22 protein-coding genes are annotated in these 25,481 nt (G+C 70.6%); 8 read left to right on the top strand and 14 right to left on the bottom strand.

The window, feature by feature from the left end; translation table 11 throughout:
• Positions 1-14: 14 nt before the first annotated feature.
• The 4 genes from OG611_RS01830 to OG611_RS01815 form a co-directional block, all read right to left on the bottom strand.
• Complete coding sequence (locus tag OG611_RS01830) at positions 15-1,484, bottom strand: catalase (protein WP_266414860.1); 1,470 nt, start codon at positions 1,482-1,484, stop codon at positions 15-17.
• Positions 1,485-1,641: 157 nt separating this feature from the next.
• A complete protein-coding gene (locus OG611_RS01825) occupies positions 1,642-3,570 on the bottom strand; it encodes a SpoIIE family protein phosphatase (protein WP_266414858.1) in 1,929 nt (642 codons plus the stop codon).
• 371 nt (positions 3,571-3,941) lie between these two features.
• Positions 3,942-4,640: a DUF402 domain-containing protein gene (locus OG611_RS01820; RefSeq protein ID WP_266414856.1), complete on the bottom strand. Its 699-nt coding sequence runs from the start codon at positions 4,638-4,640 to the stop codon at positions 3,942-3,944.
• Between the two features lie 13 nt (positions 4,641-4,653).
• On the bottom strand, positions 4,654-6,078 hold the full coding sequence (locus tag OG611_RS01815) for an aspartate ammonia-lyase (protein ID WP_266414854.1): 1,425 nt from the start codon (positions 6,076-6,078) through the stop codon (positions 4,654-4,656).
• Between the two features lie 106 nt (positions 6,079-6,184).
• Here OG611_RS01815 and OG611_RS01810 point away from each other — a divergent pair, with 106 nt between their 5' ends.
• Positions 6,185-7,714: a ricin-type beta-trefoil lectin domain protein gene (locus tag OG611_RS01810; RefSeq protein WP_266414852.1), complete on the top strand. Its 1,530-nt coding sequence runs from the start codon at positions 6,185-6,187 to the stop codon at positions 7,712-7,714.
• A 77-nt stretch (positions 7,715-7,791) separates the two neighbouring features.
• On the opposite strand, the gene OG611_RS01805 is transcribed toward OG611_RS01810, so the two are convergent.
• Both OG611_RS01805 and OG611_RS01800 read right to left on the bottom strand, forming a co-directional pair.
• Entirely contained in the window at positions 7,792-9,093 is a 1,302-nt protein-coding gene (locus OG611_RS01805) for a M18 family aminopeptidase (RefSeq protein ID WP_266414849.1), read from the bottom strand.
• A gap of 344 nt (positions 9,094-9,437) precedes the next feature.
• Positions 9,438-10,805 carry an MFS transporter gene (locus OG611_RS01800; RefSeq protein ID WP_266414847.1) on the bottom strand — a complete coding sequence of 456 codons (1,368 nt, stop codon included), beginning with the start codon at positions 10,803-10,805 and terminating at the stop codon, positions 9,438-9,440.
• A gap of 70 nt (positions 10,806-10,875) precedes the next feature.
• On the opposite strand from OG611_RS01800, the gene OG611_RS01795 reads away from it, so the two are divergent.
• Positions 10,876-11,862 carry a LuxR C-terminal-related transcriptional regulator gene (locus OG611_RS01795; protein WP_323180250.1) on the top strand — a complete coding sequence of 329 codons (987 nt, stop codon included), beginning with the start codon at positions 10,876-10,878 and terminating at the stop codon, positions 11,860-11,862.
• Positions 11,863-11,941: 79 nt separating this feature from the next.
• On the opposite strand, the gene OG611_RS01790 is transcribed toward OG611_RS01795, so the two are convergent.
• Entirely contained in the window at positions 11,942-13,609 is a 1,668-nt protein-coding gene (locus OG611_RS01790) for a fumarate hydratase (protein WP_266414843.1), read from the bottom strand.
• Between the two features lie 194 nt (positions 13,610-13,803).
• On the opposite strand from OG611_RS01790, the gene OG611_RS01785 reads away from it, so the two are divergent.
• Together OG611_RS01785 and OG611_RS01780 are read left to right on the top strand one after the other, a co-directional pair.
• Positions 13,804-14,466: a DUF1707 domain-containing protein gene (locus tag OG611_RS01785; protein WP_266414841.1), complete on the top strand. Its 663-nt coding sequence runs from the start codon at positions 13,804-13,806 to the stop codon at positions 14,464-14,466.
• Positions 14,467-14,722: 256 nt separating this feature from the next.
• A complete protein-coding gene (locus OG611_RS01780) occupies positions 14,723-15,106 on the top strand; it encodes a WhiB family transcriptional regulator (protein WP_266414839.1) in 384 nt (127 codons plus the stop codon).
• Positions 15,107-15,271: 165 nt separating this feature from the next.
• On the opposite strand, the gene glpX is transcribed toward OG611_RS01780, so the two are convergent.
• Entirely contained in the window at positions 15,272-16,303 is a 1,032-nt protein-coding gene (glpX, locus tag OG611_RS01775) for a class II fructose-bisphosphatase (RefSeq protein WP_266414837.1), read from the bottom strand.
• Positions 16,304-16,444: 141 nt separating this feature from the next.
• Here glpX and OG611_RS01770 point away from each other — a divergent pair, with 141 nt between their 5' ends.
• Complete coding sequence (locus OG611_RS01770) at positions 16,445-16,963, top strand: DUF4245 domain-containing protein (RefSeq protein WP_266414835.1); 519 nt, start codon at positions 16,445-16,447, stop codon at positions 16,961-16,963.
• A 146-nt stretch (positions 16,964-17,109) separates the two neighbouring features.
• On the opposite strand, the gene OG611_RS01765 is transcribed toward OG611_RS01770, so the two are convergent.
• From OG611_RS01765 to OG611_RS01750, 4 genes are all read right to left on the bottom strand, one after another.
• Positions 17,110-17,700: a malonic semialdehyde reductase gene (locus tag OG611_RS01765; RefSeq protein ID WP_266414833.1), complete on the bottom strand. Its 591-nt coding sequence runs from the start codon at positions 17,698-17,700 to the stop codon at positions 17,110-17,112.
• A gap of 115 nt (positions 17,701-17,815) precedes the next feature.
• Positions 17,816-18,079 (bottom strand): exodeoxyribonuclease VII small subunit, encoded by a 264-nt coding sequence (locus OG611_RS01760; RefSeq protein ID WP_266414831.1) that lies wholly within the window; start codon positions 18,077-18,079, stop codon positions 17,816-17,818.
• A gap of 121 nt (positions 18,080-18,200) precedes the next feature.
• Positions 18,201-19,412 carry an exodeoxyribonuclease VII large subunit gene (gene xseA, locus OG611_RS01755; protein ID WP_266414829.1) on the bottom strand — a complete coding sequence of 404 codons (1,212 nt, stop codon included), beginning with the start codon at positions 19,410-19,412 and terminating at the stop codon, positions 18,201-18,203.
• 75 nt (positions 19,413-19,487) lie between these two features.
• Positions 19,488-20,897 carry an APC family permease gene (locus OG611_RS01750; protein WP_266414828.1) on the bottom strand — a complete coding sequence of 470 codons (1,410 nt, stop codon included), beginning with the start codon at positions 20,895-20,897 and terminating at the stop codon, positions 19,488-19,490.
• Between the two features lie 74 nt (positions 20,898-20,971).
• Here OG611_RS01750 and OG611_RS01745 point away from each other — a divergent pair, with 74 nt between their 5' ends.
• Both OG611_RS01745 and ppgK read left to right on the top strand, forming a co-directional pair.
• Positions 20,972-21,961, top strand: coding sequence for a 4-hydroxy-3-methylbut-2-enyl diphosphate reductase (locus tag OG611_RS01745; RefSeq protein ID WP_266414826.1), 990 nt, complete (start codon positions 20,972-20,974; stop codon positions 21,959-21,961).
• 61 nt (positions 21,962-22,022) lie between these two features.
• Complete coding sequence (gene ppgK, locus OG611_RS01740) at positions 22,023-22,760, top strand: polyphosphate--glucose phosphotransferase (RefSeq protein WP_266414824.1); 738 nt, start codon at positions 22,023-22,025, stop codon at positions 22,758-22,760.
• A 50-nt stretch (positions 22,761-22,810) separates the two neighbouring features.
• Here ppgK and OG611_RS01735 read toward each other — a convergent pair whose 3' ends face one another.
• Complete coding sequence (locus OG611_RS01735; protein WP_266425459.1) at positions 22,811-23,305, bottom strand: DUF6542 domain-containing protein; 495 nt, start codon at positions 23,303-23,305, stop codon at positions 22,811-22,813.
• Positions 23,306-23,627: 322 nt separating this feature from the next.
• Between OG611_RS01735 and ychF the strand changes: the two genes are divergently transcribed.
• Complete coding sequence (gene ychF, locus OG611_RS01730) at positions 23,628-24,716, top strand: redox-regulated ATPase YchF (protein WP_266414822.1); 1,089 nt, start codon at positions 23,628-23,630, stop codon at positions 24,714-24,716.
• Positions 24,717-24,867: 151 nt separating this feature from the next.
• Here ychF and OG611_RS01725 read toward each other — a convergent pair whose 3' ends face one another.
• Positions 24,868-25,467, bottom strand: coding sequence for an HAD domain-containing protein (locus OG611_RS01725; RefSeq protein ID WP_266414820.1), 600 nt, complete (start codon positions 25,465-25,467; stop codon positions 24,868-24,870).
• Positions 25,468-25,481: the final 14 nt, after the last annotated feature.

The following is a 25,481-nucleotide window of genomic DNA, read 5'->3' as shown; positions in this document are numbered from 1 at the left end:
CGCGTACGGCGGTGTCAGCCGCCGTTGACCTTCTTGGCGATCCGGTCGCCGAGGTCCTTGTCCACGTTGCGCCAGTACTGCAGCGCCCGCTCCAGGACCGGGGCGCTCACACCGTCTAGCAGATGGCCGGAAATGTTGCCCACCAACCGCTCGCGCGCCGCGTCGTCCAGGACCTTGCGCACCATCGTGCCCGCCTGGCCCCAGTCGTCGTCCTCGCGATGCAGCTTGTAGGCCTCGTGCACCATCTCGCCCGCCGTGGCCCAGCCCGCCGGATCGCCGTAGCGTTCGGTGTCCGCGGCCGGACCGCCGTACGAGTTCGGTGCGTAGACCGCTCCCGTACGAGCCGGCTCGTACCGCATCGGGCCGTCCTTCGCGTACGAGTTCCGGCCGAACCGCGGACGGTTCGGGGGCAGCTGCGCGTAGTTCGGGCCGATCCGGTACCGGTGGGTGTCCGGGTACGAGAAGAGCCGACCGAGCAGCATCTTGTCGGGCGACGGACCGATGCCGGGCACCAGGTTCGACGGCTCGAAGGACGCCTGCTCGATGTGGACGAAGAAGTCCTCCGGGTTCTCGTTCAGCGTCATCCGGCCGACTTCGATCTCCGGGTAGTCGGCGTGCGGCCACACCTTCGTGAGGTCGAACGGGTTGAAGCGGTAGTCCGGCGCGTCGTCGAACGGCATGACCTGGACGTACAGCGTCCAGCTCGGGTGGTCGCCGCGCTCGATCGCCTCGAAGAGGTCGCGGCGGTGGACGTCGCCGTCCACCCCGGCCATCCGGTCGGCCTCGTCCTGCGGGTAGAAGTCGATGCCCTGGTCGGTCTTGAAGCGGTACTTCACCCAGAACCGCTCGCCGCCCGCGTTCACCCACATATAGGTGTGCGAGCTGTAGCCGTTCATGTGGCGGTACGTCTTCGGGATACCCCGGTCGCCCATCAGCCACGTCACCATGTGCGCGGACTCGGGGGACAGGGTCCAGAAGTCCCACTGCATGTCGTGGTCGCGCACCGCGCTGTCCGGGCGGCGCTTCTGCGAGCGGATGAAGTCCTGGAACTTCATCGGGTCACGTACGAAGAAGACCGGCGTGTTGTTGCCGACCATGTCGTAGTTGCCGTGCTCGGTGTAGAACTTCAGGGCGAATCCGCGGGGGTCCCGCCAGGTGTCCGGGGAGCCCTGCTCGCCGGCGACCGTGGAGAAGCGGGCGAGCATGGCGGTCTGCTTGCCCGGCTGGAACAGGTCGGCCTTGGTGAACTGGCTGACGTCATTGGTCACCTTGAAGGTGCCGTACGCGCCGGATCCCTTGGCGTGGACCACTCGCTCGGGGACCCGTTCACGGTTGAACTGGGCCATCTTCTCGATGAGGTAGTGGTCCTGGAGCAGGATCGGTCCGTCGGCTCCGACAGTGAGCGAGTGTTCATCGCTCTCCACCGGGATTCCGGCGTTGTTCGTGGTGTAGGGGGTGTTCCTGGTCTTTGATTCCTCGGACACGAGCGTCCTCCCGTCGGTGGGGTTTTCGGTCAGGTCGTCTCGTTCACGACTGAAGTCAAACCCGCCGACAGGAGGTCGGCAACATTTCGCTACCCCGCGTGCAGGGCTCTGCCCCGTGCCCGTTCCGGGCTCTCCGCCCGGCCCTCCGCCGACCCTTCTACTGGCCCCGGGTCGGCATCTCGAACCAGACCACCTTGCCGGTCGAAAGGCGCGTCGCCCCCCACCGCCTGGCCAGTCGGTTCACCAGGAACAGGCCGCGACCGCCCTCGTCCATGTCACGCGCCCGCCGCTGCCGGGGCAGCTGCGGGGAGTCGTCGCCGACCTCGCAGCGCAGGATGTCGGTGCGCAGCAGCCGCAGCGTCACCGGCCGCTCCGCATAGCGCACCGCATTGGTCACCACCTCGCTGATCAGCAACTCCACCGAGTCGGAGAGATCGTCGAGCCCCCAGCGGCTGAGCGCGCGGCGGGCCAGCCTGCGGGCCCGGCCCGGAGCGGTCTCCTCCGGTTCAAGGTGCCAGTACGCGACATCGCTCGGCGCGATCCCGTCGAACCGGGCGGCGAGCAGCGCGATGTCGTCGTCCCGGTCACCCGGACCGAGCATGTCCAGGACGTCGTCGCAGAGCGCCTCCAGCGGCGGCGAATGGTCCGGGCCGGTCAGCCGGGCGGTGGCGGCGAGCCGTTCGCGCAACTGCTCGATGCCGGTCCAGACGTCCCGGAGCCGGGACTCCACCAGGCCGTCGGTGTACAGCAGCAGCGTGGCGCCCGCGGGCGCGTCCAGCTCGACGGCCTCGAAGTCCACCCCGCCGACGCCGATCGGGGCGCCGGACGGCACCCGCAGCACCTCCGCACGGCCGCCGAGATGGAGCAGGACGGGCGGCGGATGCCCGGCGTTGGCGATGGTGATCCGGTGCGCGACCGGGTCGTACACCGCGTACAGGCAGGTCGCCATGCGGTCGCTGCCGAGCCGCTGCGCCTGCTCGTCGAGGTGGTGCAGCACCTCCTGCGGCGGCAGGTCCAGCCCGGCGAGGGTCTGCGCGGTGGTGCGCAGCTGGCCCATGATCGCCGCGGACGTCATGGAGTGGCCCATGACATCGCCGACGACCAGGGCGACCCGGCTCCCGGGCAGCGGGATCGCGTCGTACCAGTCGCCGCCGACCCGGGCCGTCTCGGCGGCCGGGAGATAGCGGGAGGCGAGCCGGACGCCGGTCGGCTGCGGCAGCGAGTCGGGCAGCATGGTGCGCTGGAGCTCGTCGGCGATGTACGCCTCGCGTCCGTACAGCACGGCCTTGTCGATGCCGAGCGCGGTGTGCGTCGCCAGCTGGGCCGCGACCAGCAGGTCGTTGGACTCGAAGGACGGCCGTTCCGTGCCGCGCAGGAAGACGGCGGCGCCGATGACCCGCCGCCGTCCGCGCAGCGGGGCGAGGATCGCACGGTGTCCGGTGGGCACGGTCCGGCCGGCGCCGAGCAGCTCGGGCAGCGCGGCGCGGGCCGCCGCGGAGTCCCCGAAGACCGGCCGCACCCCGCGCAGCACCTCGGCCAGCGCGCCACCCGAGCGGACCTCGCACAGTTCGGCCGCGGGCGTCAGATCGCCGTGCGGATCGATGACGGGCAGCCGTAGGCGCTCGGTCTCCGGCGAGCCCTCCGTCTCCTCCTCGGCCAGCCGCAGCCGGTCGGACCGGCGCAGCCGCAGCACGAAGGGGGAGACCGGCCGCTCGTCGCCGACCGGGAGCGGGTCGCGGAGGTAGACCAGTATGGCGTCGGAGAACGTCGGCACGCTGGCCCGGCACAGGCCCAGCACGATCTCGTCCAGGTCTATGCCGCGGGCGATCCGCCGGGTGGCGGCCCCGACGAAACGCAGCCGGTCGCCCTCGCGACGGGCCGCGGCCTGGGGGTCGAGTCCCGCGGGGCCGGTGCTCGCCGTGGGAGCCGGGCCGGGTCCCGACCCCGGCGCGGCGGCCGGGTTGGGGATCGCGGCGGCGGCAGGGGAAGCGGCCGGCGCGGCTTCCTGCTGCCGCGGCCGGGTGCGTTCCTGCGACCGGGCGGCGAGAGGCTGCCGGCCTTCGTGGGAGGTGGGATGCTCCGTCACGCGTGGGGTTCCGTCCGTCCGGGCCGGTTGTATGAGGCAGTCACCTCGTGGGGCGTTACTGTGCCCCGGCAAGAGCGGCGATAACAACGGCTGTCACCGGATGCCCCGGAACGAGGGGCTGAAACCGGATGTCTGCGGGCTGGTTCGGTGACAACGTTTCCGGCGACGGGGCGGGCAACAGCGAGCACGTCTCCACCCCCTCGTAGTGGTTCATACGATTCATACGACTGATGTGGCTCATACAGCTCATGCAGTGCGTGGTGCTCGTGCGTTGACTTGTGGTCAGGTCCGGTGCCGCGCCTCCTGGTTGGGGCGGAGCGGCGCTCCGGAGGACGATCCTACGTTTGTCCCCCTGGGGTGCATCAAGGGTCTCACGACGGCATATGCGAGGGGGTGCGGTCCCAGTCATCCGGAAGCGCGGGAACCCGCCATTGTGGATCGGGCCGCCAGTCCTCCCAGCCGTCCCGGAACGGAGCGCCCCAGTCCTGGATCAGTTCGACGGCCGCACGGCCCGCCTCCCGCACCCGCTGCGCGGTCCGCGGGGCCATCAGACCGGCCCGCTGCGCCATGGCGAATTCGTCCTCGTCGCGCCAGACCCAGCTGCGGTCCGGGTAGACGGAGATGTCGAGAAAGTGATCCTCGGAATCGACGCCGCCCTGCCAGCGGGTGTGCGGTTCCTCCAGATTCACGTACCAGCTGCGGAACTGCCAGACGGGCTCCCAGAAGAGCCAGACCGACCAGGGGTCGCCGGGCCGGGCGAGTTTCAGCACGCCGTTTCCCAGCCAGGTGGAGCGGGCGGTGGTGCGCGGGGCGGTGTAGCGGGTGGTGAGCGGCTCGGCGTGCACGTCCTCGCCGTTCGCCAGCACCGGCTTCACGCACTCGGTGCCCGGCGCCACCCACACCGCGAGCAGCTCGTCGGTGTCCTGGACGACGGTGACGGGGCGGCAGATGTGGAACGGGTCCGGGGCGCGCTCCGGCGCCCCGGACCCGTTCGGCGCGCCGTTGCGGCGGTAGCGCCACAGGATCTGATCACCCGGCGCCCAGTGCTCGATGTCTCCCTTGCCTGCCATGGACGGATCTTAGTCACGGGTGAGTCATGCGCAGCACGTCTAGGGCCTCGTCGAGCTGTTCCACGGTGAGGTCGCCGCGCTCGACGTACCCCGAGTCCAGCACCACCTCGCGAATGGTCCGGCGCTCCGCGAGGGACTTCTTGGCGACCTTCGCCGCCTCCTCGTAGCCGATGTACTTGTTCAGCGGCGTGACGACGGACGGCGAGGACTCGGCGTACTCCCTGGCCCGTTCCACGTTCGCCGTGATCCCGTCGACCGTGCGGTCCGCGAGCAGCCGGGAGACGTTGGCCAGCAGCCGCACCGACTCCAGCAGGTTCTTGGCGATGACCGGAAGCATCACGTTCAGCTCGAAGTTGCCCGCCGCGCCCGCCACGGCGACCGTCGTGTCGTTCCCCGTCACCTGGGCGGCGACCATCAGCACGGCCTCGGGAACGACCGGGTTCACCTTCCCCGGCATGATCGACGAGCCCGGCTGGAGGTCGGGGAGGCTGATCTCCGCCAGCCCGGTGCGCGGCCCGGACGCCATCCAGCGCAGATCGTTGGAGATCTTGGTGAGCGAGACGGCGATGGTACGGAGCTGGCCCGAGGTCTCCACCAGCCCGTCCCGCGCGCCCTGCGCCTCGAAGTGGTCCCGGGCCTCGGTCAGCGGCAGCCCGGTGGCGCGGGCGACCTCGGCGATGACGGCGGCGGAGAAGCCGGGCGGCGTGTTGATGCCGGTGCCGACGGCCGTGCCGCCCAGGGGCAGTTCGGCGAGGCGGGGGAGGGAGGCGCGCAGCCGCTCGACGCCGTACCTGATCTGTGCCGCGTAGCCGCCGAACTCCTGGCCGAGGGTGACGGGCGTGGCGTCCATCAGATGCGTACGCCCCGACTTCACGACCGTCGCGAACTCGGCGGACTTGCGCTCCAGGGCGGCCGCCAGATGGTCCAGCGCCGGGATCAGGTCGCCGGTGACGGCCGCCGTCGCGGCGATGTGGATGGAGGACGGGAAGACGTCGTTGGACGACTGCGAGGCGTTGACGTGGTCGTTCGGATGGACCTCGCGGCCCAGGCGCTCGGTGGCGAGCGTGGCCACCACCTCGTTGGTGTTCATGTTGGACGAGGTGCCCGAGCCGGTCTGGAAGACATCGACCGGGAAGTGGTCGTCCCAGCGCCCCTCGGCGACCTCGGCGGCGGCCTCCTGGATGGCCGCGGCGACCTCCGGGTCGAGCACCTTCAGCTCGGCGTTCACCTTGGCGGCGGCGGCCTTGATCCTGGCCAGGGCCTCGATGTGGGCCCGTTCCAGGCGCTGCCCGGAGACCGGGAAGTTCTCCACCGCGCGCTGCGTCTGGGCCCGCCACTTGGCGTCCGCGGGCACCCGCACCTCGCCCATCGAATCGTGCTCGACGCGGAAATCCGTGCCGCCCGCCGGGGTCTGCGCACCGGCCTGTGACTCGTCCATATCGTTCAACCTCCTGAAAAAGTTGAGCACTTGTCTTGTTCTGTCTATTCCCAAGTTGGCTACCGACCAGTAAATACCGGGGGTAACCACAACCCGGGGAGGCGCAATGAGGCGCACCAGGCACAGACTTCGCTGTACGGTCGCGGCCGCCGCGGCCATGGCGGCGGCACTCGGCGGCATGGCGGCCGCCGCCGGACCGGCCGGCGCGGCGGACCGGTCCGGTTCCAGCACTACCGCATCCACCCCCCTCTCGCCGGAACTGGAGGCCATCCGCGCCGCCGAGGCCACCCGGCTGTACGGCGACCCGGCCGAGCGCCCGCTCGCCGAGCGCAAGACCGGGCTGATCTCGCTCGGCGACAGCGAGATCTCCGGCGAGGGCGTCGGCACGTACGAGGCCGGCACCAACGGCCCCGACAACTGGTGCCACCGCTCGCCCGACTCGGCCATCCACCGCACCGGCATCCCGGCGGACGTCACGTACAACGTCTCCTGCTCCGGCGCGTACACCGGCAACATCGTGATCGGCGGCTCGAAGCAGTACGCCGACGAACTCGTGCAGAGCGACAACCTCGCCATCAAGGCCCGCAACACCCGCATCAAGATGATCGTGCTCGTCGCGGGTGCCAACGACGACCTCCAGTTCGGCCCGGTCATGACGGACTGCGTCACGCGCTGGGTGCTCTCCCAGGGCACCTGTGAGCCCAAGTACGACGGCGGCTGGCAGGCGCGCGTCGACGGACTCGTCCCCAAGGTCGAGAAGACGGTGCGCGACCTGAAGACCGTCATGTCCGGGGCCGGCTACGGCGACAGCGACTACAAGCTCGTGGTCATGGGCTACCCGAGCCCCATCGGCCCGGACTTCTACGACAACCCGGACTTCCCCGGGAAGCTTCCCGGCGGCTGTGCCGGATACGACTCCGACGCCGCCTGGGGCCGCAACACCGCCGTGCCCGCCTTCGAGCGCGGCATGCGCAAGGCCGCCGCCGACACCGGAGCCGTCTACCTCGACAACTCCCGGCTCTTCCACGGCCACGAGGTCTGCAGCGAGTCCACCTGGGCCCGCGGTCTCTACATCGACCTCGGGCACTTCCCGCCGGACTCCAACTCCCTGCGGCAGTCCTTCCACCCGAACGAGAGAGGCCACGGCGCCTTCGCGTCCTGCCTGACCGAGATCTACAACTCGAACCTGCGCGAGGCCAGCTGCGCCGACCCGGCGAGCACCGGAAAGCCGGTCCTGCAGGCCGGGGCGTGGGACGACCTCTTCAAGCCCCTGAAGAACGAGGCCACGGGCACCTGCGTGGACGTCCCCGGCTCGGTGACCCGCAATGACACGCAGGTCGGCGGCTGGGACTGCCACGGCGGCCGCAACCAGGGCTGGTGGTACGACTCCGGCACCAAGACCCTCCGTACGGCGCTGAGCCACGACCGGTGCCTGGACGTGCCGGGCGCCGACTACAAGGCGGGCGCCACGCTCATCCTGTACAACTGCTCGGGCGCGGCCAACCAGCAGTTCGTGAGCCAGTCGGGCACCCTGCGCCCGGCGGCCTCGACCGGGCTCTGCCTGACGCTGGCCGGGGCGAAGGAGCCACTGAAGCTCCAGAGCTGCGACGGCGGCGCGCAGCAGCGGTTCGCGTAGCGGGACCGTTCCACCAGCGCGTGGAGGGGGCGGGGCGGCCGAGGCCGTCCCGCCCCCTCCGGGCCGGTCGGCGCAGTTCAGCCGGACGTCACGAACGCGCCCAGCACGGCGGCCAGATGGCCGGGGTCGTTTGCCCCGCACAGCTCGCGGGCCGAGTGCATGGACAGCCCCGGCACCCCCACGTCGACCGTCGGCACACCCAGCCGGGCCCCGGTGATCGGGCCGATCGACGTACCGCACGGCATCGCGTTGTTGGAGACGAAGGGCTGCCACGGCACGCCCGCCCGCTCGCACGCCGACGCGAACACCGCCATGCCGGTGCTGTCGGTGGCGTACCGCTGGTTGACGTTGACCTTGAGCGCGGGGCCGCCGTTCGGCAGCGGACGGTGATCCGGGTCGTGCCGCTCCGCGTAGTTGGGGTGCACCGCGTGGGCCATGTCGGCGGAGACGCAGAAGGCACCGGACAGGGCCCGGGACCAGTCCTCCGGACTGCCGCCGCGTGCGGTGACCGAGCGGCTCAGGACCCGCTCCAGCAGCGGGCCCTGCGCACCCGTCTCCGAACCGCTGCCGACCTCCTCGTGGTCGAAGGCGGCCAGGACCGGGATGTAGGCGGGCCCGTCGGCCGCGGTCGCCGCACCCGTCAGGGCCGTGACGCCCGCGTGCACGGACACCAGGTTGTCCAGCCGGGCCGACACCACGAACTCCCGGTCCGCGCCCAGGTATCCGGGCGGTTGGATGTCGTGCAGCATCAGGTCCCAGCCGAGCACTTCGTCCGGGTCCGCCTCGGCGGCCGCCGCGACCCGGCGCAGCAGCGCGCCCTCCTCGTGGGCGCCGAGCGCCCACACCGGGGCGAGGTGGCGCTGCCGGTCGAGCGCGAGCCCTTCGTTGACCGTACGGTCCAGATGGATGGCCAACTGGGGCACCCGCAAAAGGGGTTCGTCGATCCGGACGAGCCGGGAGCCGGTTCCGCCGCCCGGGGTACGCAGCGCGAGCCGCCCGGAGATGCCGAGATCGCGGTCGAGCCAGGTGTTCAGCGGAACGCCGCCGTAGATCTCCACACCGATCTGCCGCCAGCCCGCGGAGGCGGTGTCGGGAGCGGGCTTGACCCGCAGGTTCGGCGAATCGGTGTGGGCGCCGACGATCCGGAAGGGGGTGTGCGCCGGGGCGCCCTCGGGGACGTACCAGGCGATCAGCGCACCACCACGCGTGACGAAGCTGCCGCCGGTCGTGCCCGTCCAGTCGTCCGTGCCCCGCAGTTCACGGAAGCCGGCCTTCTCCAGGCGCTGGGCGGCACTGGCCACCGCGTGGTACGGGGAAGGGCTGGTGCTGATGAAGGACAGCAGGTCGTCGCTGTGGCTGCGGTGGGGAAGCGGCGTCATTCGGCGTCCGCCTTTCCGGTGTTCGACGGTGAGGGTGGAGGAACCCGCGCCGGGCCGCTGGGTGCGGTGCGGCGCGGGCGGTGTTCGAGACGGGGGGTGACGGAGCGCCTCGGGAACGTCCGACAACCCACCAAAGCGGCCCGGTAGGGCGCAAGCCCGTCGCGCGGCCCGCTGCGCGAAAGCGGCGGTGCCGGACCGGCCGCGCCGATGACGGGCCAGGGTCTCCCGTTTGGATCACGCCGGGCTCGCGTGCCCCGGTGCCGCGAGCGTGCGGGACGGCGCGCAGGGCGCCCGGCCCCTCGCCGACCGCCGCAAGATTGGCTGAATAACGCCGTAGGGAATCGTCACCGCACCGGCCCACCGCGATCGGCGCCGGAGCGGGCGGCGGGGACGCCGGTCCGCCCACGCGTCCGGGTCACCCTGATGAGGAACACCACGGCGACCACGACGGCCACCCCGTGCGACCAGCCGACCACGGTCAGCGGGCTGTACCTGTCGAGTGCTGCGGCGACCAGGATCATGCCGACGCCGAACCCGAGGTTCTCGACGGTCGCGGAGAGCCCGAAGGCATGACCGCGCAGATCGGCGGGGAGCGTCTGCAGATGGGAGGTGTACGAGACCTCCGTGAGCCCGTCCGCCGCCCCGGCCACCAATGCGATCACGGTGGTCGCCGCCCAGGGGAACCCGGCGAACGCCAGGATGAAGGCCCCGGACATCAGACAGGTGCCGTACCCGAAGCCCGGCGCGCCCACCGTCCGCCCGGTGCGCCTGACGTACCGCTGGATCACCTGCTGCGCGGCGACGTTCCCGAGCGCCCACAGGCACCAGAACGCGCTGACGAACACGGCGGGGTGCGCGGCGTCGAGTGCGGCGGAGTGGACCGGCAGCGCGGCGTTGTGGGAGGACGAACCGAAGGCGTCCACACTGCGCAGCACCACCATCAGACCGAGACCGGGCACCGCGGCCGACGCGAGGAACGCGCCCGGCCGCCGCCACCGGCCCGTCCGCCTCTTCTCTTCCGCACCCCGGCCGGAATCCCCCTCCGAATCCGGCCGGGCGTCCTTTCCTCCGCCCCCGCCCGGGATCGGCAGCAGCGCCACCGTCACGGCACAGATCACGAAGGTGGCCATGTCCACCACGAACGCGGCGGTGTAGCCGACGAGCGAGACCACCACGCCCGCGGAGGCGAAACCTGCCACCATCGCCAGCGAACGCCCCGTTATGGAAAGGGAGTTCGCCCAGGGCCGCCGGTCGTCGCCGACCATCTCGGGAATGGAACTCCGCAGCGCCACCATGAAAAGCGTTCCGCAGGCGCCGACCACCACGGAAACGGCCATCAACGCGGCCGTCCGCATCCCCCCGGGCGCGAAGACCAGCAGCAGCATCACCGCCGCCTGCGCCACATTCGTCCACAGCATCAGGCTCTTGGCGGCGAACCGTGCGAGGAGGCCCCCGGCGATCAGCCCGGCGACAAAGCCGGACCCCAGACGCACGGCCATGAACAGGCCCATTGCGAGCGCCCTGCCCGTCGTCTCGTAGACGAACAGATTGAGCGCCACCATATTCAGGAAGGTGCCGTACGAGGACAGGGCGTATCCCGCGACGAGGAATCGATAGCGGCGCTCCCCGCGCTCCCCGCGCGCCCGGCCGGCCGGATCGGTATCCGATGCGTGGTCCGGTCGGCCGTCCGCCTGTTCGATGTCCTGCGTCACCGGCCCATACTCACCGAGCGTTCGTGCTCACCCATGACCGCGTGATTGCACGAATGTAATCTGCATGCTTGTGAAGGGCGATCATTCCGGACCACGGGCGTGTGATTGCCGCGAATCGTCGCCGGATCGCGTCTGTGACTCGGCCCTCGCGGCCTATCGGCGCGCGCTCACGGACGGAAACCTTCCGGCGGGCGAGGTGCCCGGCTGCCTGAGCGCCCTGCATCTGATGGTGGCGGACCGTGATGCACCGGGGCGCCTCATCCCCGTACCGCCCGAGACCGCTTCGTTCGATGTGCTCGGGCCCATCGAGGCGACGATCGCCCGGGAGCGCCGCACGCTGCGTTCGGCCCGCGCCGCACTGAGTGTGTTCGAGGGCCTGTACGCCGACGCGCACCGGCTCGAACCGTCCGCCCTCACCCGGCTCTCCGGCGAGGGCGTCATCGGCAAGGCGCTCGAAGCGGGCGTCGCGGGCTGCCGCGAGGAGGTCCGCACCGCCCACCCGGGCGGCGGCCGTCCCGTGCACGTGCTGGAGGAGTCGCTGCCCAGGGATCTGCGCAATCTGCGCCGGGGCATCCGGCAGCGGACCATCTACCAGCACACGGTCCGCTCGGACCGCACGACGCTCGCCCACATAGAGCGGGTGACGACCGAGGGCGCCGAGGTCAGGACGCTCGCCGAGGTCGCCGACCGGATCATCGTCTTCGACCGGAACCTCGCGTTCGTCCCGTTCTCCGACGAGCCGCACCGGGCCCTGCGCATCCAGCACCCGTCCCTGGTCCGCTTCCTGGCCCGGCACTTCGACGAGGCCTGGGCCCGCGCGGTCCCGGTCCGCCCGGAACGGGTGCCGCTGCGTACCCCGGTCGTCACCTCCGACCTGCAACGGACCATCCTGCAGGCGGTCGTGGGCGGCGAGACGGACGAGTCGATCGCCCGGCGGCTCGGCATGAGCCGCCGCAGCGTCGCCGAGCACGTGCGCAGGGTCTCCGAGCAACTGGGCAGCAACAGCCGAGCCCAACTCGGCTATCTGGTCGCGACGTCGGGCCTGCTGGAGACATGAGAACGGCCCCGCACGGGCGCCCCGGCCGGAACGCCCCGCAGGGCCGTGACGTCATGCGTGCCCCGTACGGGGCGGCGGGTCAGGCGAGACCCGGGCCCCGCACCGGAATGCTGGTGAACGTCGGTGCCGGGGCGGGCTCGGTGAAGAAGTCGTTGCCCTTGTCGTCGACGACGACGAACGCGGGGAAGTCCTCGACCTCGATCTTCCAGACCGCCTCCATGCCGAGCTCCTCGTATTCGACGACCTCGACCTTCTTGATGCAGTCCTGCGCGAGGCGCGCGGCAGGGCCGCCGATCGAGCCGAGGTAGAAACCGCCGTGCGCGTCGCACGCGTCGGTGACCTGCTTGGACCGGTTGCCCTTGGCGAGCATCACCTTGGAGCCGCCCGCCGCCTGGAACTGCGCGACATAGCTGTCCATGCGGCCGGCCGTCGTCGGACCGAAGGAGCCGGAGGCGTACCCCTCGGGCGTCTTCGCCGGGCCCGCGTAGTAGACCGGGTGGTCCTTCAGGTACTGGGGCATCTCCTCGCCCGCGTCCAGGCGCTCCTTGATCTTGGCGTGCGCGATGTCGCGGGCCACGACCAGCGGACCGGTCAGCGAGAGCCGGGTCTTGACCGGGTACTTGGTCAGCTCGGCGAGGATGTCGTCCATCGGCCGGTTGAGGTCGATCCGTACGACGTCTCCCGCCTCGTCGAGGTGCTCGTCGGTGGTGTCCGGGAGGAAGCGGGCCGGGTCCTTCTCCAGCTGCTCCAGGAAGACGCCCTCGGCGGTGATCTTCGCGGTGGCCTGGCGGTCCGCCGAGCAGGACACGGCGATGGCCACGGGCAGCGAGGCGCCGTGGCGGGGGAGGCGGACGACGCGCACGTCGTGGCAGAAGTACTTGCCGCCGAACTGGGCGCCGATGCCGATCTTCTGCGTGAGCTCGAAGACCTTCTCCTCCAACTCCTTGTCCCGGAAGCCGTGGCCGGTGGGGGAGCCCTCGGCAGGCAGCTCGTCCAGGTAGTGCGCGGAGGCGTACTTCGCGGTCTTGAGCGCGAACTCGGCCGACGTGCCGCCGACGACGATCGCCAGGTGGTACGGCGGGCAGGCGGCCGTGCCCAGCGAACGGATCTTCTCCTCCAGGAACTTCATCATGGAGGCCTCGTTCAGCACAGCCTTCGTCTCCTGGAAGAGGAACGACTTGTTGGCCGAGCCGCCGCCCTTCGCCATGAAGAGGAACTTGTACGCGCCGCCGTCGGTGGCGTACAGCTCGACCTGGGCGGGCAGGTTCGAGCCGGTGTTCTTCTCCTCCCACATGGTGAGCGGAGCCATCTGCGAATAGCGGAGGTTGAGCTCGGTGTAGGCGTCGAAGATGCCGTGCGACAGCGCCTCTTCGTCACCGCCCTCGGTGAGGACGTTCTGCCCGCGCTTGCCCATCACGATCGCGGTGCCGGTGTCCTGGCACATCGGCAGCACGCCCGCCGCGGCGATGTTCGCGTTCTTCAGCAGGTCGAGCGCGACGAACTTGTCGTTCGACGACGCCTCGGGGTCGTCCACGATCCGCCGCAGCTGCGCCAGGTGGGCGGGGCGCAGATAGTGCGAGATGTCGTGCATGGCCTCGGCGGCCAGGGTGCGCAGCGCCTCCGGAGCGACCTTGAGGAACGTACGACCGTCGGCCTCGAAGGTGGAGACACCCTCGGAGGTCACCAGACGGTACGGCGTGGTGTCCTCTCCCAGGGGGAGCAGATCGGAGTACGCAAACTCTGGCATTACGGCCATTCCTCACTCGGCAGACGGCGGCTGGCCTCCCTTGGGCAGCGCACCCACCAGGGTAGAACGCCGCACGGGTGCCGAAGTTGTGAGGTAAGGCTCAGTTCGGCCGTCCCCGAAGGCGGGGGCGGCCGACACGGCGGAGGCGGGGCAGGGGCTAGTCGCGATCTATCGCGTTTGGGTACGCTGGGTCGGTGGACCTCGAAAAGCAGCCCCAGCAGCCAGTGGCCCCGGCGGAGCCGGCCGGCATCCGCGCCTCCGACGCGGACCGCGACCGGATCGCGGACATCCTGCGGGAAGCCATGGCCGAGGGCCGGCTGACCGCCGAGGAGCACGCCGAGCGGGTCGACGCGGTCTACCGCGCCAAGACCGTCGGCGAGCTGGAACCGCTGGTACGGGATCTGCCCGCGCCGCCGGGCACCGCCCGCTCGGCCGCCGCCCCCGGCGCCTACGGCCACGAGGGCCCCACGGGCCCCGCCGACAACCTGGTGGCGATCTTCAGCAGTTCGACCCGCAAGGGCCGCTGGCGGGTCGGCGGCCGTACGAACGCCTTCGCGCTCTTCGGCAGCGTGGAGGTCGATCTGACCGAGGCGCTTTTCGGTCAGAGACTCACAGTCATCAACGCGACTTCCATCTTCGGGAGTGTCGACGTCAAGGTCCCCGAGAACATCTCGCTGCGCGGCAGTGGCACGGGTGTCTTCGGTAATTTCGAAGTCGCCACCCTGGAATCCGCCGACCCCGAAGCACCGGTGGTCGTCGTCAACGGCTATTCCGTGTTCGGCAGCGTCGAGGCGAAGCCCAAGCGCGGGAAGTTCATCGCGGATCTCCAGGACCGGCTGCGCAAATACCTCGGATAGGGGCGGCGAGCGCTCTCCGCCGGGCCCCCGGGCGGTACGGGGAACTACCGGGAACTACTGAGAACCGCCGAGAACTCGCGAAAGCTCCCGCGAACCCCTGCCGGCCCCTGCTAACGCCTTCGAAAACAAGCCAATTTCCTGGGCGGCCGCAATTCCGCACCCTGGGCCGGGTGCCACTCAGTGCATGGGCGCGCGCACAGCGGGTAGGGAATGCTGCATCGTCTCTCGCTCGCGAAGCCGTCGTCAGGAGTAGACCGTGCTGCAACTGCCGCATCAGCCCCTGCAGGTCGCCGCCGTCCCTTCCCAGCGCACTCCCGCGCGGGAGGACCAGGCCGGCCCCTGGCATTCGGAGGCGGTGTGCCGCCGGGACGAAGCCGGGCTGTTCTTCGCTCCGTCGAAGGAGCCGACCGCTGCCAGACTCGCGCGCGAGGAGTCCGCGAAGCGGGTCTGCGCACGCTGTCCCGTGATGATCGAATGCCAGGAGCACGCGCTCATGCAGCCGGAGCCGTACGGGGTGTGGGGCGGTCTCACCGCCGCCGAACGCCGTGTGGTGCTCGCCCGTCGCAGGCGGCGCGAGATGGAGCTCAAGGCCTCGTCCGCGTCCTCCGCCGCGACGGGCCGCATCGCCGCGGCGGGCTGACCGGGGCCCGTACGGCCCGGGTCCGTGCGGACCGGCATTCGCGCGCGCACTGCCTCGACGGCGGCTACGCGAAGAGGCGCCCCCACCGCACATGGGGGGCGCCTCTTCGCGTTCTGCTTCCGGGACCGGTTCCGGGACCGGGACCGGCTTCTTCCGCTTCCGGACCTACTTCGCGCGGTCGAAGTCGATCGCGCTGTAGGCGCGCAGCTTCGAGAGCCGGTGCGTGGAGTCGATCTTCCGGATGGTGCCGGACTTGGACCGCATGACGATCGACTCGGTGGTCGCCGTCTCCGCGCGGTACCGCACGCCGCGCATCAGCTCACCGTCCGTGATGCCGGTCGCGACGAAGAACACGTTGTCGCCGCTGACCAGGTCGTCGGTGGACAGCACCCGGTCCAGGTCGTGCCCGGCGTCCAGCGCGCGCTGCCGCTCGGCCTCGTCCTTGGGCCAGAGCTTGCCCTGGATGACGCCGCCGAGGCACTTTATGGCGCAGGCCGAGATGATGCCCTCGGGGGTGCCGCCGATGCCCATCAGCAGGTCGACGCCGGTCCCTTCGCGGGCGGCCATGATGGAGCCCGCGACATCGCCGTCGGAGATGAACTTGATCCGGGCGCCGGTCTCGCGGATCTCCTTGACGATGCCCTCGTGGCGCGGGCGGTCGAGGACGACGACGGTGACGTCCTCGGGGGCGGAGTTCTTCGCCTTCGCGACACGGCGGATGTTCACCGAGACGGGGGCGTTGATGTCGACGAAGTCGGCAGCCTCGGGGCCGGTGACCAGCTTGTCCATGTAGAAGACGGCCGACGGGTCGAACATGGCGCCGCGGTCCGCGGCGGCCAGTACGGCGATCGCGTTCGGCATGCCCTTGGCGTTCAGGGTCGTGCCGTCGATCGGGTCCACGGCGATGTCGACCTCGGGGCCGGTGCCGTCGCCGACGCGCTCGCCGTTGAACAGCATGGGGGCTTCGTCCTTCTCGCCCTCGCCGATGACGACGATGCCGTTCATCGAGACGGTGGAGACGAGGGTCCGCATGGCCTTCACGGCGGCGCCGTCGGCGCCGATCTTGTCGCCGCGGCCCACCCAGCGCCCGGCTGCCATGGCGGCGGCCTCGGTGACCCGGACCAGCTCCAGGGCGAGGTTGCGGTCGGGGGCCTCGGGGGAGACCTCGAGCTGAGACGGCAGATGATGCTCGGACATCGGAGCGCACCTTTCTGTACGGCGACGACCGGAAGAGGGTGCTGCGACTCTATCGTCAGGTCGACAAAATGAGCAGACCGGGTCACTTATGAGCGGCTGCCCCCGGGTCGGGCCCATCGGGCCTAGTGCGACCATGGACCCGTGGCTAGCAAGCGAGGCAAGCAGACAGTGCGGGACATGTTCCTGTCGATGGCGGTCATCTCCGCTGCGGCAGGGGTTGTTTACATCTTCGTTCCGCACGACGAGAACGCCAACCCGGTCAAGGCGGTCGACTACCGGGTGGAGCTTCTGACGGCGCGGCGCGCGGCGCCGTACCCCGTGGTCGCCCCGGACGGACTGACCGAGAAGTGGAAGCCGACCTCGGTCAGCTACGACCGCAAGGCGGGCAACAGCTGGCACCTGGGTTTCCTCGACCCGGAGGGCAAGTACGTCGCGGTGGAGCAGTCCACGTCCCCGACGAAGAAGTACGTGACCGAGGTCAGCCAGGACGCCAAGAACACCGGGCGTACGCAGCAGGTGGCGGGCGAGACCTGGCAGCACTGGGAGGGCTCGAAGTACGACGCCCTCGTGCGCCACGACGAGGGCTCGACCACGGTGGTCACGGGCTCCGCCTCGCCGGAAAGGCTGGCGGAGATGGCCGCCGCGCTCAAGACGTCCTGAGGCCGCCGTGCGTGCCGCCCTGCCGCTGTCGGTGCGTGGCGGCCTGCCCCCCGCTGTGACGCGTCGCCCTGACCGCCGCCGGGACACACGGAGAAGGCCCTGGAGCACCGAGTGCTCCAGGGCCTTCCGCATGCGCGTGGCGACGGTCAGACGGTCGTGACGACCTCGTCGTAGGCGAGACGCGGCAGACGCGGGAACCAGGCGTCCTCGCCCGGCTTGCCGATGTTGACGACCATCAGCACCTTGTGGTCGCCGTCCAGGAACTCCTTCTCGATGCCCGCGGCGTCGTAGCCGGTCATCGGGCCGGCGGCCAGGCCGGCGGCGCGGACGCCGATGATGAAGTAGGCGGCCTGCAGGGCGCCGTTGAGCGCGGCGGACGACTCGCGGACCGGGCGCTCGGAGAAGAACGCGTCCTTGGCCTGCGGGAAGTGCGGCATCAGGGCCGGGAGCTCCTCGTGGAACTCGTTGTCGGCGACCAGGATCGCGACCAGCGGGGCGGTCGAGGTCTTCGGCTGGTTGCCCTCGGCCATGTGCTTGACGAGGCGCGCGCGGGCGTCGTCGGAGCGGACCAGGATGACGCGCAGCGGCGACTGGTTGAATGCGGTGGGCCCGTACTTGACCAGGTCGTAGATCGCCTGGACCTGCTCCTCGGTCACCGGCTCGTCGGAGAAGGTGTTGGCGGTGCGGGCCTCACGGAAGAGGAGGTCCTGGGCGGCGGGGTCAAGAGCGAGGGACATCGTGCGTATTACCTTCCGGATGTACACGTGGATCGAGCAACGCGGACCACGGTAACCGAGAGGTAGGTTAACTTTCAACTAAAACTGGAACGGGGTGACTCGTTCCACAGCGGGCTCAGCCGTTGTCGGCTGCCGTGGTACCGCTCTCCTGGGAGTCGGCCGGACCCGCCAGGGCCGCGTCCAGCCGGGCGCGCGCACCTTCCAGCCAGTGCCGGCAGACCTTCGCCAGCTCCTCGCCCCGCTCCCAGAGCGCGAGCGACTCCTCCAGCGTCGTACCGCCCGCCTCCAGGCGGCGCACCACCTCGATCAGCTCGTCGCGGGCCTGCTCGTAGCCGAGCGTGCCCGTGGCACCGGCCGTCGTAGTCGCGTCGTCCGTCATGCGCCCCACCCTACGTTCCGGCCCACCGGGAGCCTGTGATCTCGTCCGTCCGTACCTGCGGGCGCACCTTCGGCACGTGCCGGTGCGCCTCCGGGCCCGCCCGCCCCGCCACCGGGGGCGGTCACTCGCCCACCCGCACGGCGAACTCGCCGCCCGAGACCCGCGCCCGGAGCACATCGCCCGGCGCCCCCGCATCCTCGGGAGCCCGCACGACATGGCCGTCGGCCCGCTGCAGCACCGCGTAGCCGCGCTCCAGCGTCGCCGCCGGCGACAACGCGACCACCCGCGCCCGGGTGTGGGCGAGCTCCGAATCCGCCCGGTCCAGCAGATGACCCAGCACCCGCCGGCTCCGCCCGATCAGCGCGTCGATCTCCGACGCGCGCTCGTCCACCATCTGCCGGGGGTGCTCCATCGACGGCCGGCCCAAGGCGTGCGCCAGCCCCCGCTCCTCGCGGTCCAGCAGGCCCCGTACCGACCGCAGCGCACGGTCGCGCAGCTGCCGCACCCGGTCCAGCTCCTCGCCCACGTCCGGCACGATCTTCTTCGCCGCGTCCGTCGGTGTGGAGGCGCGCAGGTCCGCGACCAGGTCGAGCAGCGGGGAGTCCGGCTCATGACCGATCGCCGACACCACCGGCGTACGGCACCCGGCCACCGTCCGGATCAGCTGCTCGTCCGAGAACGGCAGCAGGTCCTCCACGCTGCCGCCACCCCGCGCCACGACGATCACGTCGACGTCCGGCAGATCGTCCAGCTCCTTCACCGCCTGGACCACCTGATTCACCGCGTGGACGCCCTGCACCGCCGCGTTGCGCACCTCGAAGCGGACCGCGGGCCACCGCCGCCGGGCGTTCTCCAGCACATCGCGCTCGGCCGCCGACGCCCGCCCGCAGACCAGCCCGATCAGCTGCGGCAGGAACGGCAGCGGCTTCTTCCGGTCGAGCGCGAAGAGCCCCTCCGAGGCCAGCGACTTCTTCAGCTGCTCAAGCCGGACCAGCAGCTCGCCGATGCCGACCGGCCGTATCTCCGTGGCCCGCAGGGACAGCTGGCCGCGCGGCGCGTACCACTCGGGCTTGGCCAGGACGACGACCCGCGCGCCCTCCGTCACCACATCCGCGATCCGGTCGAAGACCTGCCGGAAGCACGTCACGCTCACCGAGATGTCCTGCGACGGGTCGCGCAGCGTCAGGAACACCACCCCGGCGCCCGGCCGCCGCGACAGCTGGGTGATCTGCCCCTCGACCCAGACCGCCCCGAGCCGGTCGATCCAGCCCCCGATGAGCCGCGACACATCACCTACGGGCAGCGGAGCTTCCGCGGACGTTTGGAGAGCCATGCGAGCGAGCGTATCCGCCTCCACCGACAATCGGGCGGCCACGACGAAGGCCACCCCGGCCCGGCCACTCCCGGCTCAGGCCGTACGCCGCCCCCACTGCAACGCCAGCACCACCAGCCCCACCCCGAACCAGCACACCCCCACCACCTGGGCGCTCCGGGTCGCCTCCACGATCACCGCGATCAGCACCCCCGCACCCACCACCGGCACCAGCACATGCCGCCACCAGCTCGGCGGCCCCTCCATCCGGCGCACGGCGAACCAGCCGACCACCGACGCGTGCAGCAGCACGAAGGCCGTCAGTGCGCCGATGTCGACGACCGACACCAGATGGTCGAGACCGTCGGCCCGCCGGGCCGCCCACACCGCGGCGACCAGCGTCACCGTCGCGGCCAGCAGAATCGCGAGCCGCGGCACCCCGGACCGCGGGTCGACCCGGGCGAGCACCGAGGGCAGCCGCCGTTCCCTGGCCATCGCGAAGAGCAGCCGTCCCGCGGCCGCCTGCCCGGCCAGCGCCGCGAAGGCCGCCCCGATCGCCTTGCTCACCGCCACCAGGTCGTGCAGCCAGCTCCCGACCGCCGAGTCCACCGTGTCGTAGAACGCCGACCCCTGCGCGGCCGGATCGGCGGCCAGCTCCGCCGACGTCAGCGGTTCGAGCAGCGCCGCCAGATACGCCTGCGCCACGAACAGCACACCCGCGAGCACCAGACAGAACAGCAGCGCCCGCGCCACCTTCGCCGAGCCCCCGGTCACCTCCTCCGCGAACGAGGCGATCGCGTCGAAGCCCAGATACGACAGCACGGCCACCGACACCGCCCCCAGCACCGCCGTCGCGGAGAAGCCGGAATCACCGGTGAGCGGAGTCAGCCACCCGCGCTGCGCCCCGTCCCGTACGAGAACCACCACCGCCGACACCAGGAACACCAGCAGCACCACGGTCTCCATCGCGAGCACCGCGAAGCCGACCCGGGCGGCGGCCCGCACGCCCCAGAGGTTGAGCAGTGTGGTGACCACGACGGCGAGTGCCGTCCACACCCACCGCGACACCGACGGCACCAGCGCGTTCAGCGCGATCCCGGAGAAGAGATAGGCGACCGCCGGGATCAGCAGATAGTCGAGCATCGCCATCCACCCGGCGATGAACCCCGGCCCCTCCCCGAGCCCCTTGCGCGCGTACGCGAAGACCGAACCCGCCAACGGGGCGACCCGCACCATCTGCGCGTAGCTGAACGCCGTGAACGCCATCACCACCGTCGCCGCGACATAGACCAGTGCGACGGCGCCGTCGGACCTCGCGTCGAGCGTGCCGAACACACCGACGGGCGCCATCGGCGCGATGAACAGGAGCCCGTAGACCACCAGATCCCGGAAGCCGAGCGTCCGCCGCAGCCTGCCGCCCACCTGGTGCGCCCCCTCCGCCCCTTCCGCGCCTACGACCCCGCCCTTGCCGCTGCCGCTGCCGCTGCTGCCGCCGCTCTCCGGCATGAGCCCTCCCTGGGTCGCGTACGGATCAGTCTCGCCACCCGGCCGATCTTCCGCGCGTTCGACTCGGCCTTACGATGGGTCGCATGACTGCTACGACACCTCGCCGCGTCCTGCTCGCCGCTCCCCGTGGCTACTGCGCGGGCGTGGACCGTGCCGTGATCGCCGTGGAGAAAGCCCTGGAGCAGTACGGCTCCCCGGTGTACGTGCGCCACGAGATCGTTCACAACAAGTACGTCGTACAGACCCTGGAGAAGAAGGGCGCGATCTTCGTCGAGGAGACGGCGGAGGTTCCTGAGGGCTCGATCGTGATGTTCTCCGCGCACGGCGTCGCGCCGACCGTGCACGAGGAGGCGGCCGAGCGGAAGCTCGCCACGATCGACGCGACCTGCCCCCTGGTCACCAAGGTCCACAAGGAAGCCGTCCGCTTCGCGCAGGACGACTTCGACATCCTCCTGATCGGCCACGAGGGCCACGAGGAGGTCATCGGCACCTCCGGCGAGGCCCCCGACCACATCACGCTGGTCGACGGCCCCGAGGACGTCGCCGGTGTCGAGGTCCGCGACCCGTCCAAGGTCGTCTGGCTCTCCCAGACCACGCTCTCCGTCGACGAGACGATGGAGACGGTCGGCGCGCTCAAGGAGAAGTTCCCGCTCCTGATCTCGCCGCCCAGCGACGACATCTGCTACGCCACGCAGAACCGCCAGATCGCGGTGAAGCAGATGGGCGCGGACGCCGACCTCGTGATCGTCGTCGGTTCCAAGAACTCCTCCAACTCGGTCCGCCTGGTCGAGGTCGCCCTCGGCGCCGGTGCGAACGACGCCCATCTGGTCGACTTCGCCGAGGAGATCGACGAGGCCTGGCTGGAGGGTGTCTCCACGGTCGGCGTCACCTCCGGCGCGTCGGTTCCCGAGGTGCTGGTCGACGGCGTCCTGGCCTGGCTGTCCGAGCGCGGCTTCGAGGACGTGGAGATCGTGAAGGCGGCCGAGGAGTCCATTACCTTCTCGCTGCCCAAGGAGCTCCGCCGCGATCTGCGCGCCGAGGCCGCCGCGCTCTCGGAGAAGTAGCCCCCGGGCATCGGGGCGTTCCAGGAAGTGGGCCGGGCCGCCTGCCCGTACCGTGGACTGCATGCAGATCTTCGGCGTGGACATCGGCGGATCCGGGATCAAGGGCGCTCCCGTGGACCTGGACCGCGGAGACCTGGCGCAGGAGCGCCACAAAGTACTCACACCGCACCCGGCCACGCCCAAGGACGTGGTCGAGTGCGTGGCCGAGGTCGTCGGCCATTTCGACTGGTCGGGCCCGGTGGGTGTCACCTTCCCGGGCGTCGTCACCGGCGGTGTCACCCGTACCGCGGCCAATGTCGACAAGGGCTGGATCGACGCCGACGCCCGCGGACTGATCGGTGACCGGCTGAACCTCCCCGTCACCGTGCTGAACGACGCGGACGCGGCCGGCGTCGCGGAGATGACGTTCGGCGCGGGCCGGGGCCGCAAGGGGACCGTGATCGTGCTGACGCTCGGTACGGGGATCGGCAGCGCCCTCTTCGTCGACGGCCGACTCGTCCCCAACACCGAGCTGGGCCATCTGGAGCTGAACGGCCACGACGCGGAGCAGCACGCCTCCACCAAGGCCAAGGAGGACGAGGACCTGAGCTGGCACCACTGGGCCCACCGGGTGCAGAGGTACCTGGCCCATGTGGAGATGCTGTTCTCGCCCGAGCTCTTCATCATCGGCGGCGGGGTCAGCCGCAAGGCCGACAAGTTCCTGCCCCTGATCGAGCACGTACGGGCCGAGATGGTGCCGGCGGAACTGCAGAACAACGCGGGCATCGTGGGCGCGGCGATGGCGGCCGCAGGCCACTAGGCGTACTCGGCCCGTGATGCCCTACGGCCCGTGATGCCCTGCGGCCCCGTTCACCGCTGCGGGCGGCGCGGTCCCTGCGAGGCGCGCGCCGCCTGTGCGGCGAGCAGCGTGCGGCGCTGCCGCTGACGCATCAGCCGTACCTTCCGTACGGTCGCGATGAGCCCGGCGATGAGTGTCCCGCCGTACAGCCACCCGGCGTGCACGGCGAGCGCGGTGACGACCGCCATGGTCTGGCCGCCGAAGCCGCCCGTGCCACCGGCGATCGGGATGACACCGATGGCGAACGCGATCGGCACGATGATCGGCGCGGTCACCAGGTCCGCTGGCCGCACCCACAGCGCGGTCAGCGCGCAGACCGGCAGGAACAGCACACCGAACACCACCGCCGAACCGTCGAGGACCAGCAGGTCGAGGCAGGCCAGTACGAACATGGTGGCGGCGGCGAAGAGCCCGGCCCCGATGCCGGTCAGCCGGGGATTGGGCAGCCTGCGCAGCGCGAGCACGACGGGCGGCACCGGACGGGAGCGGCCTTCCGGCGGGCTCACCACCCGGTAGACGGTCGCGGTCTCCTCGATGGTGCCCTGCGGGGACAGCGGGGCCTGGCGAGACTGCCTGCGCTGCGGGGGACGTGTCCTGTGCTGCTCCACCGGGACAACGTAGGTCGCCGGGCGGGAGGAAACAGGTGCGGGACACGCCCTTTGGGCGACCTAGGGGATGAGTTCGATGCCACACGGCCGAACGGGAACCGGATCGGCGCCCGACCGGACCCGTGGGTACCCGGTCGCCCCCGCCCGTAAACTGGAGAATCGGCCCACCCGGGCCCGCAGCGTTCCCGCCCACCTCCTCACTCCTCAGGAAGTCGCCAACGTGTCGCTCACGATCGGAATCGTCGGCCTGCCGAATGTCGGCAAGTCGACCCTGTTCAACGCCCTGACCAAGAACGACGTGCTGGCGGCCAACTACCCGTTCGCCACGATCGAGCCGAACGTGGGCGTCGTCGGCGTCCCCGACGCCCGCCTGAACAAGCTGGCCGAGATCTTCGGCTCCCAGCGCCTGCTCCCGGCGACCGTGGACTTCGTCGACATCGCCGGCATCGTCCGAGGCGCTTCGGAGGGCGAGGGCCTGGGCAACAAGTTCCTCGCGAACATCCGCGAGTCCGACGCGATCTGCCAGGTCATCCGTGCCTTCAAGGACGAGAACGTCGTCCACGTCGACGGCAAGGTCTCGCCCAAGGACGACATCGAGACGATCAACACCGAGCTGATCCTCGCCGACCTCCAGTCCGTCGAGAAGGCCGTCCCGCGCCTCACCAAGGAGTCCCGCCTCCAGAAGGAGAAGGTCGCGGTCCTCGCCGCGGTCGAGGACGCCCAGAAGATCCTCGAGTCGGGCCAGACCCTCTTCGCCGCAGGCATCACCGCGGGCACCGAGAAGGGCAAGCTCCTCCACGAGCTGCACCTCCTGACCACCAAGCCCTTCCTCTACGTCTTCAACGTCGACGAGGACGAGCTGGTCGACGAGGACTTCAAGAACGAGCAGCGCGCCCTGGTCGCCCCCGCCGAGGCGATCTTCCTCAACGCCAAGATCGAGTCCGAGCTGATCGAGCTCGACGACGACGAGGCCCTGGAACTCCTCCAGTCCATGGGCCAGGAGGAGCCCGGCCTGGCCACCCTCGGTCGCGTCGGCTTCGACACCCTGGGCCTGCAGACCTACCTCACGGCGGGTCCGAAGGAAGCCCGAGCCTGGACGATCAAGAAGGGCGCCACGGCCCCCGAGGCGGCCGGTGTGATCCACACCGACTTCCAGAAGGGCTTCATCAAGGCGGAGATCATCTCCTACGAGGACCTGATCGAAACCGGCTCGGTCGCCGAGGCCCGCGCCAAGGGCAAGGCCCGCATGGAGGGCAAGGACTACGTGATGCAGGACGGGGACGTCGTGGAGTTCCGCTTCAACGTGTGAGCGGGTGACCTGGGCACCACGTTGGCGGCCTGGCGAGCATGCAGGTCAGATGGGGTCCGGCTCTTCGGAGTCGGGCCCCTGGTTTTTTCCCGTGCTGGGATGGTGCTGGGGAAACTGATCCCTCGTCACCCTTCATCGCCTCTGCTCACCTCTACCGTGCTGGGTTGGGGTTGGAGCCTGACGAGCCCGCCTTGCTACACCGCCTCTGGTGATCCCGTGGCCACCCTCGAAGGGAGGCCCACTCCCGGACCGTCACGACGTGGGCCGATTGAAGGCCCACGTACGGATCCGTATGGAGGAGCAGAGTGGGGTGGCCGCGGGCAGTCCGTTCGGCGGCCCAGGTGTGGTCGAGGGAGGTGAAGTCGTCGTCGATCCAGACGGCGGGTGCTCTGCCGAGCCAGGGGTCGACGTGGTCGCGTTTCCAGAGGTAGCCGTTGGGGTGGCTGGTGGTGATCTGTGGGCGGGGGAGGTCGAGGTGGGGGAAGTCCGGCAGCCTCAGGAGAGGCCCGATGATCGTGGTGGCGTCCCTGCGCCAGCTCGTGCACCACACCGGGGTGACGAGGCTGCTGGCCAGGAGGTCCGTGAGCAGCGGGCCATGGCTGGGGTTGAGCCAGATGGGGACGGGGTTGTCCGGGTGCCGGCCAGTGGGCAGGACGGTGTGGCGGACGTGGGTGGGCGGGGTGCTGCCGTCGGCCGCCGGGAACGGGATGAGGACGCCGTCGATGTCCAGGAGCAGGTAGGGCAGGGGCATCGGTGCCTCCGTCG

The organism is Streptomyces sp. NBC_01363, from assembly GCF_026340595.1.
Lineage (GTDB): Bacteria > Actinomycetota > Actinomycetes > Streptomycetales > Streptomycetaceae > Streptomyces.
Note: the sequence above shows the minus strand (reverse complement) of the source record. Positions and strands in the feature narration are given on the sequence as shown.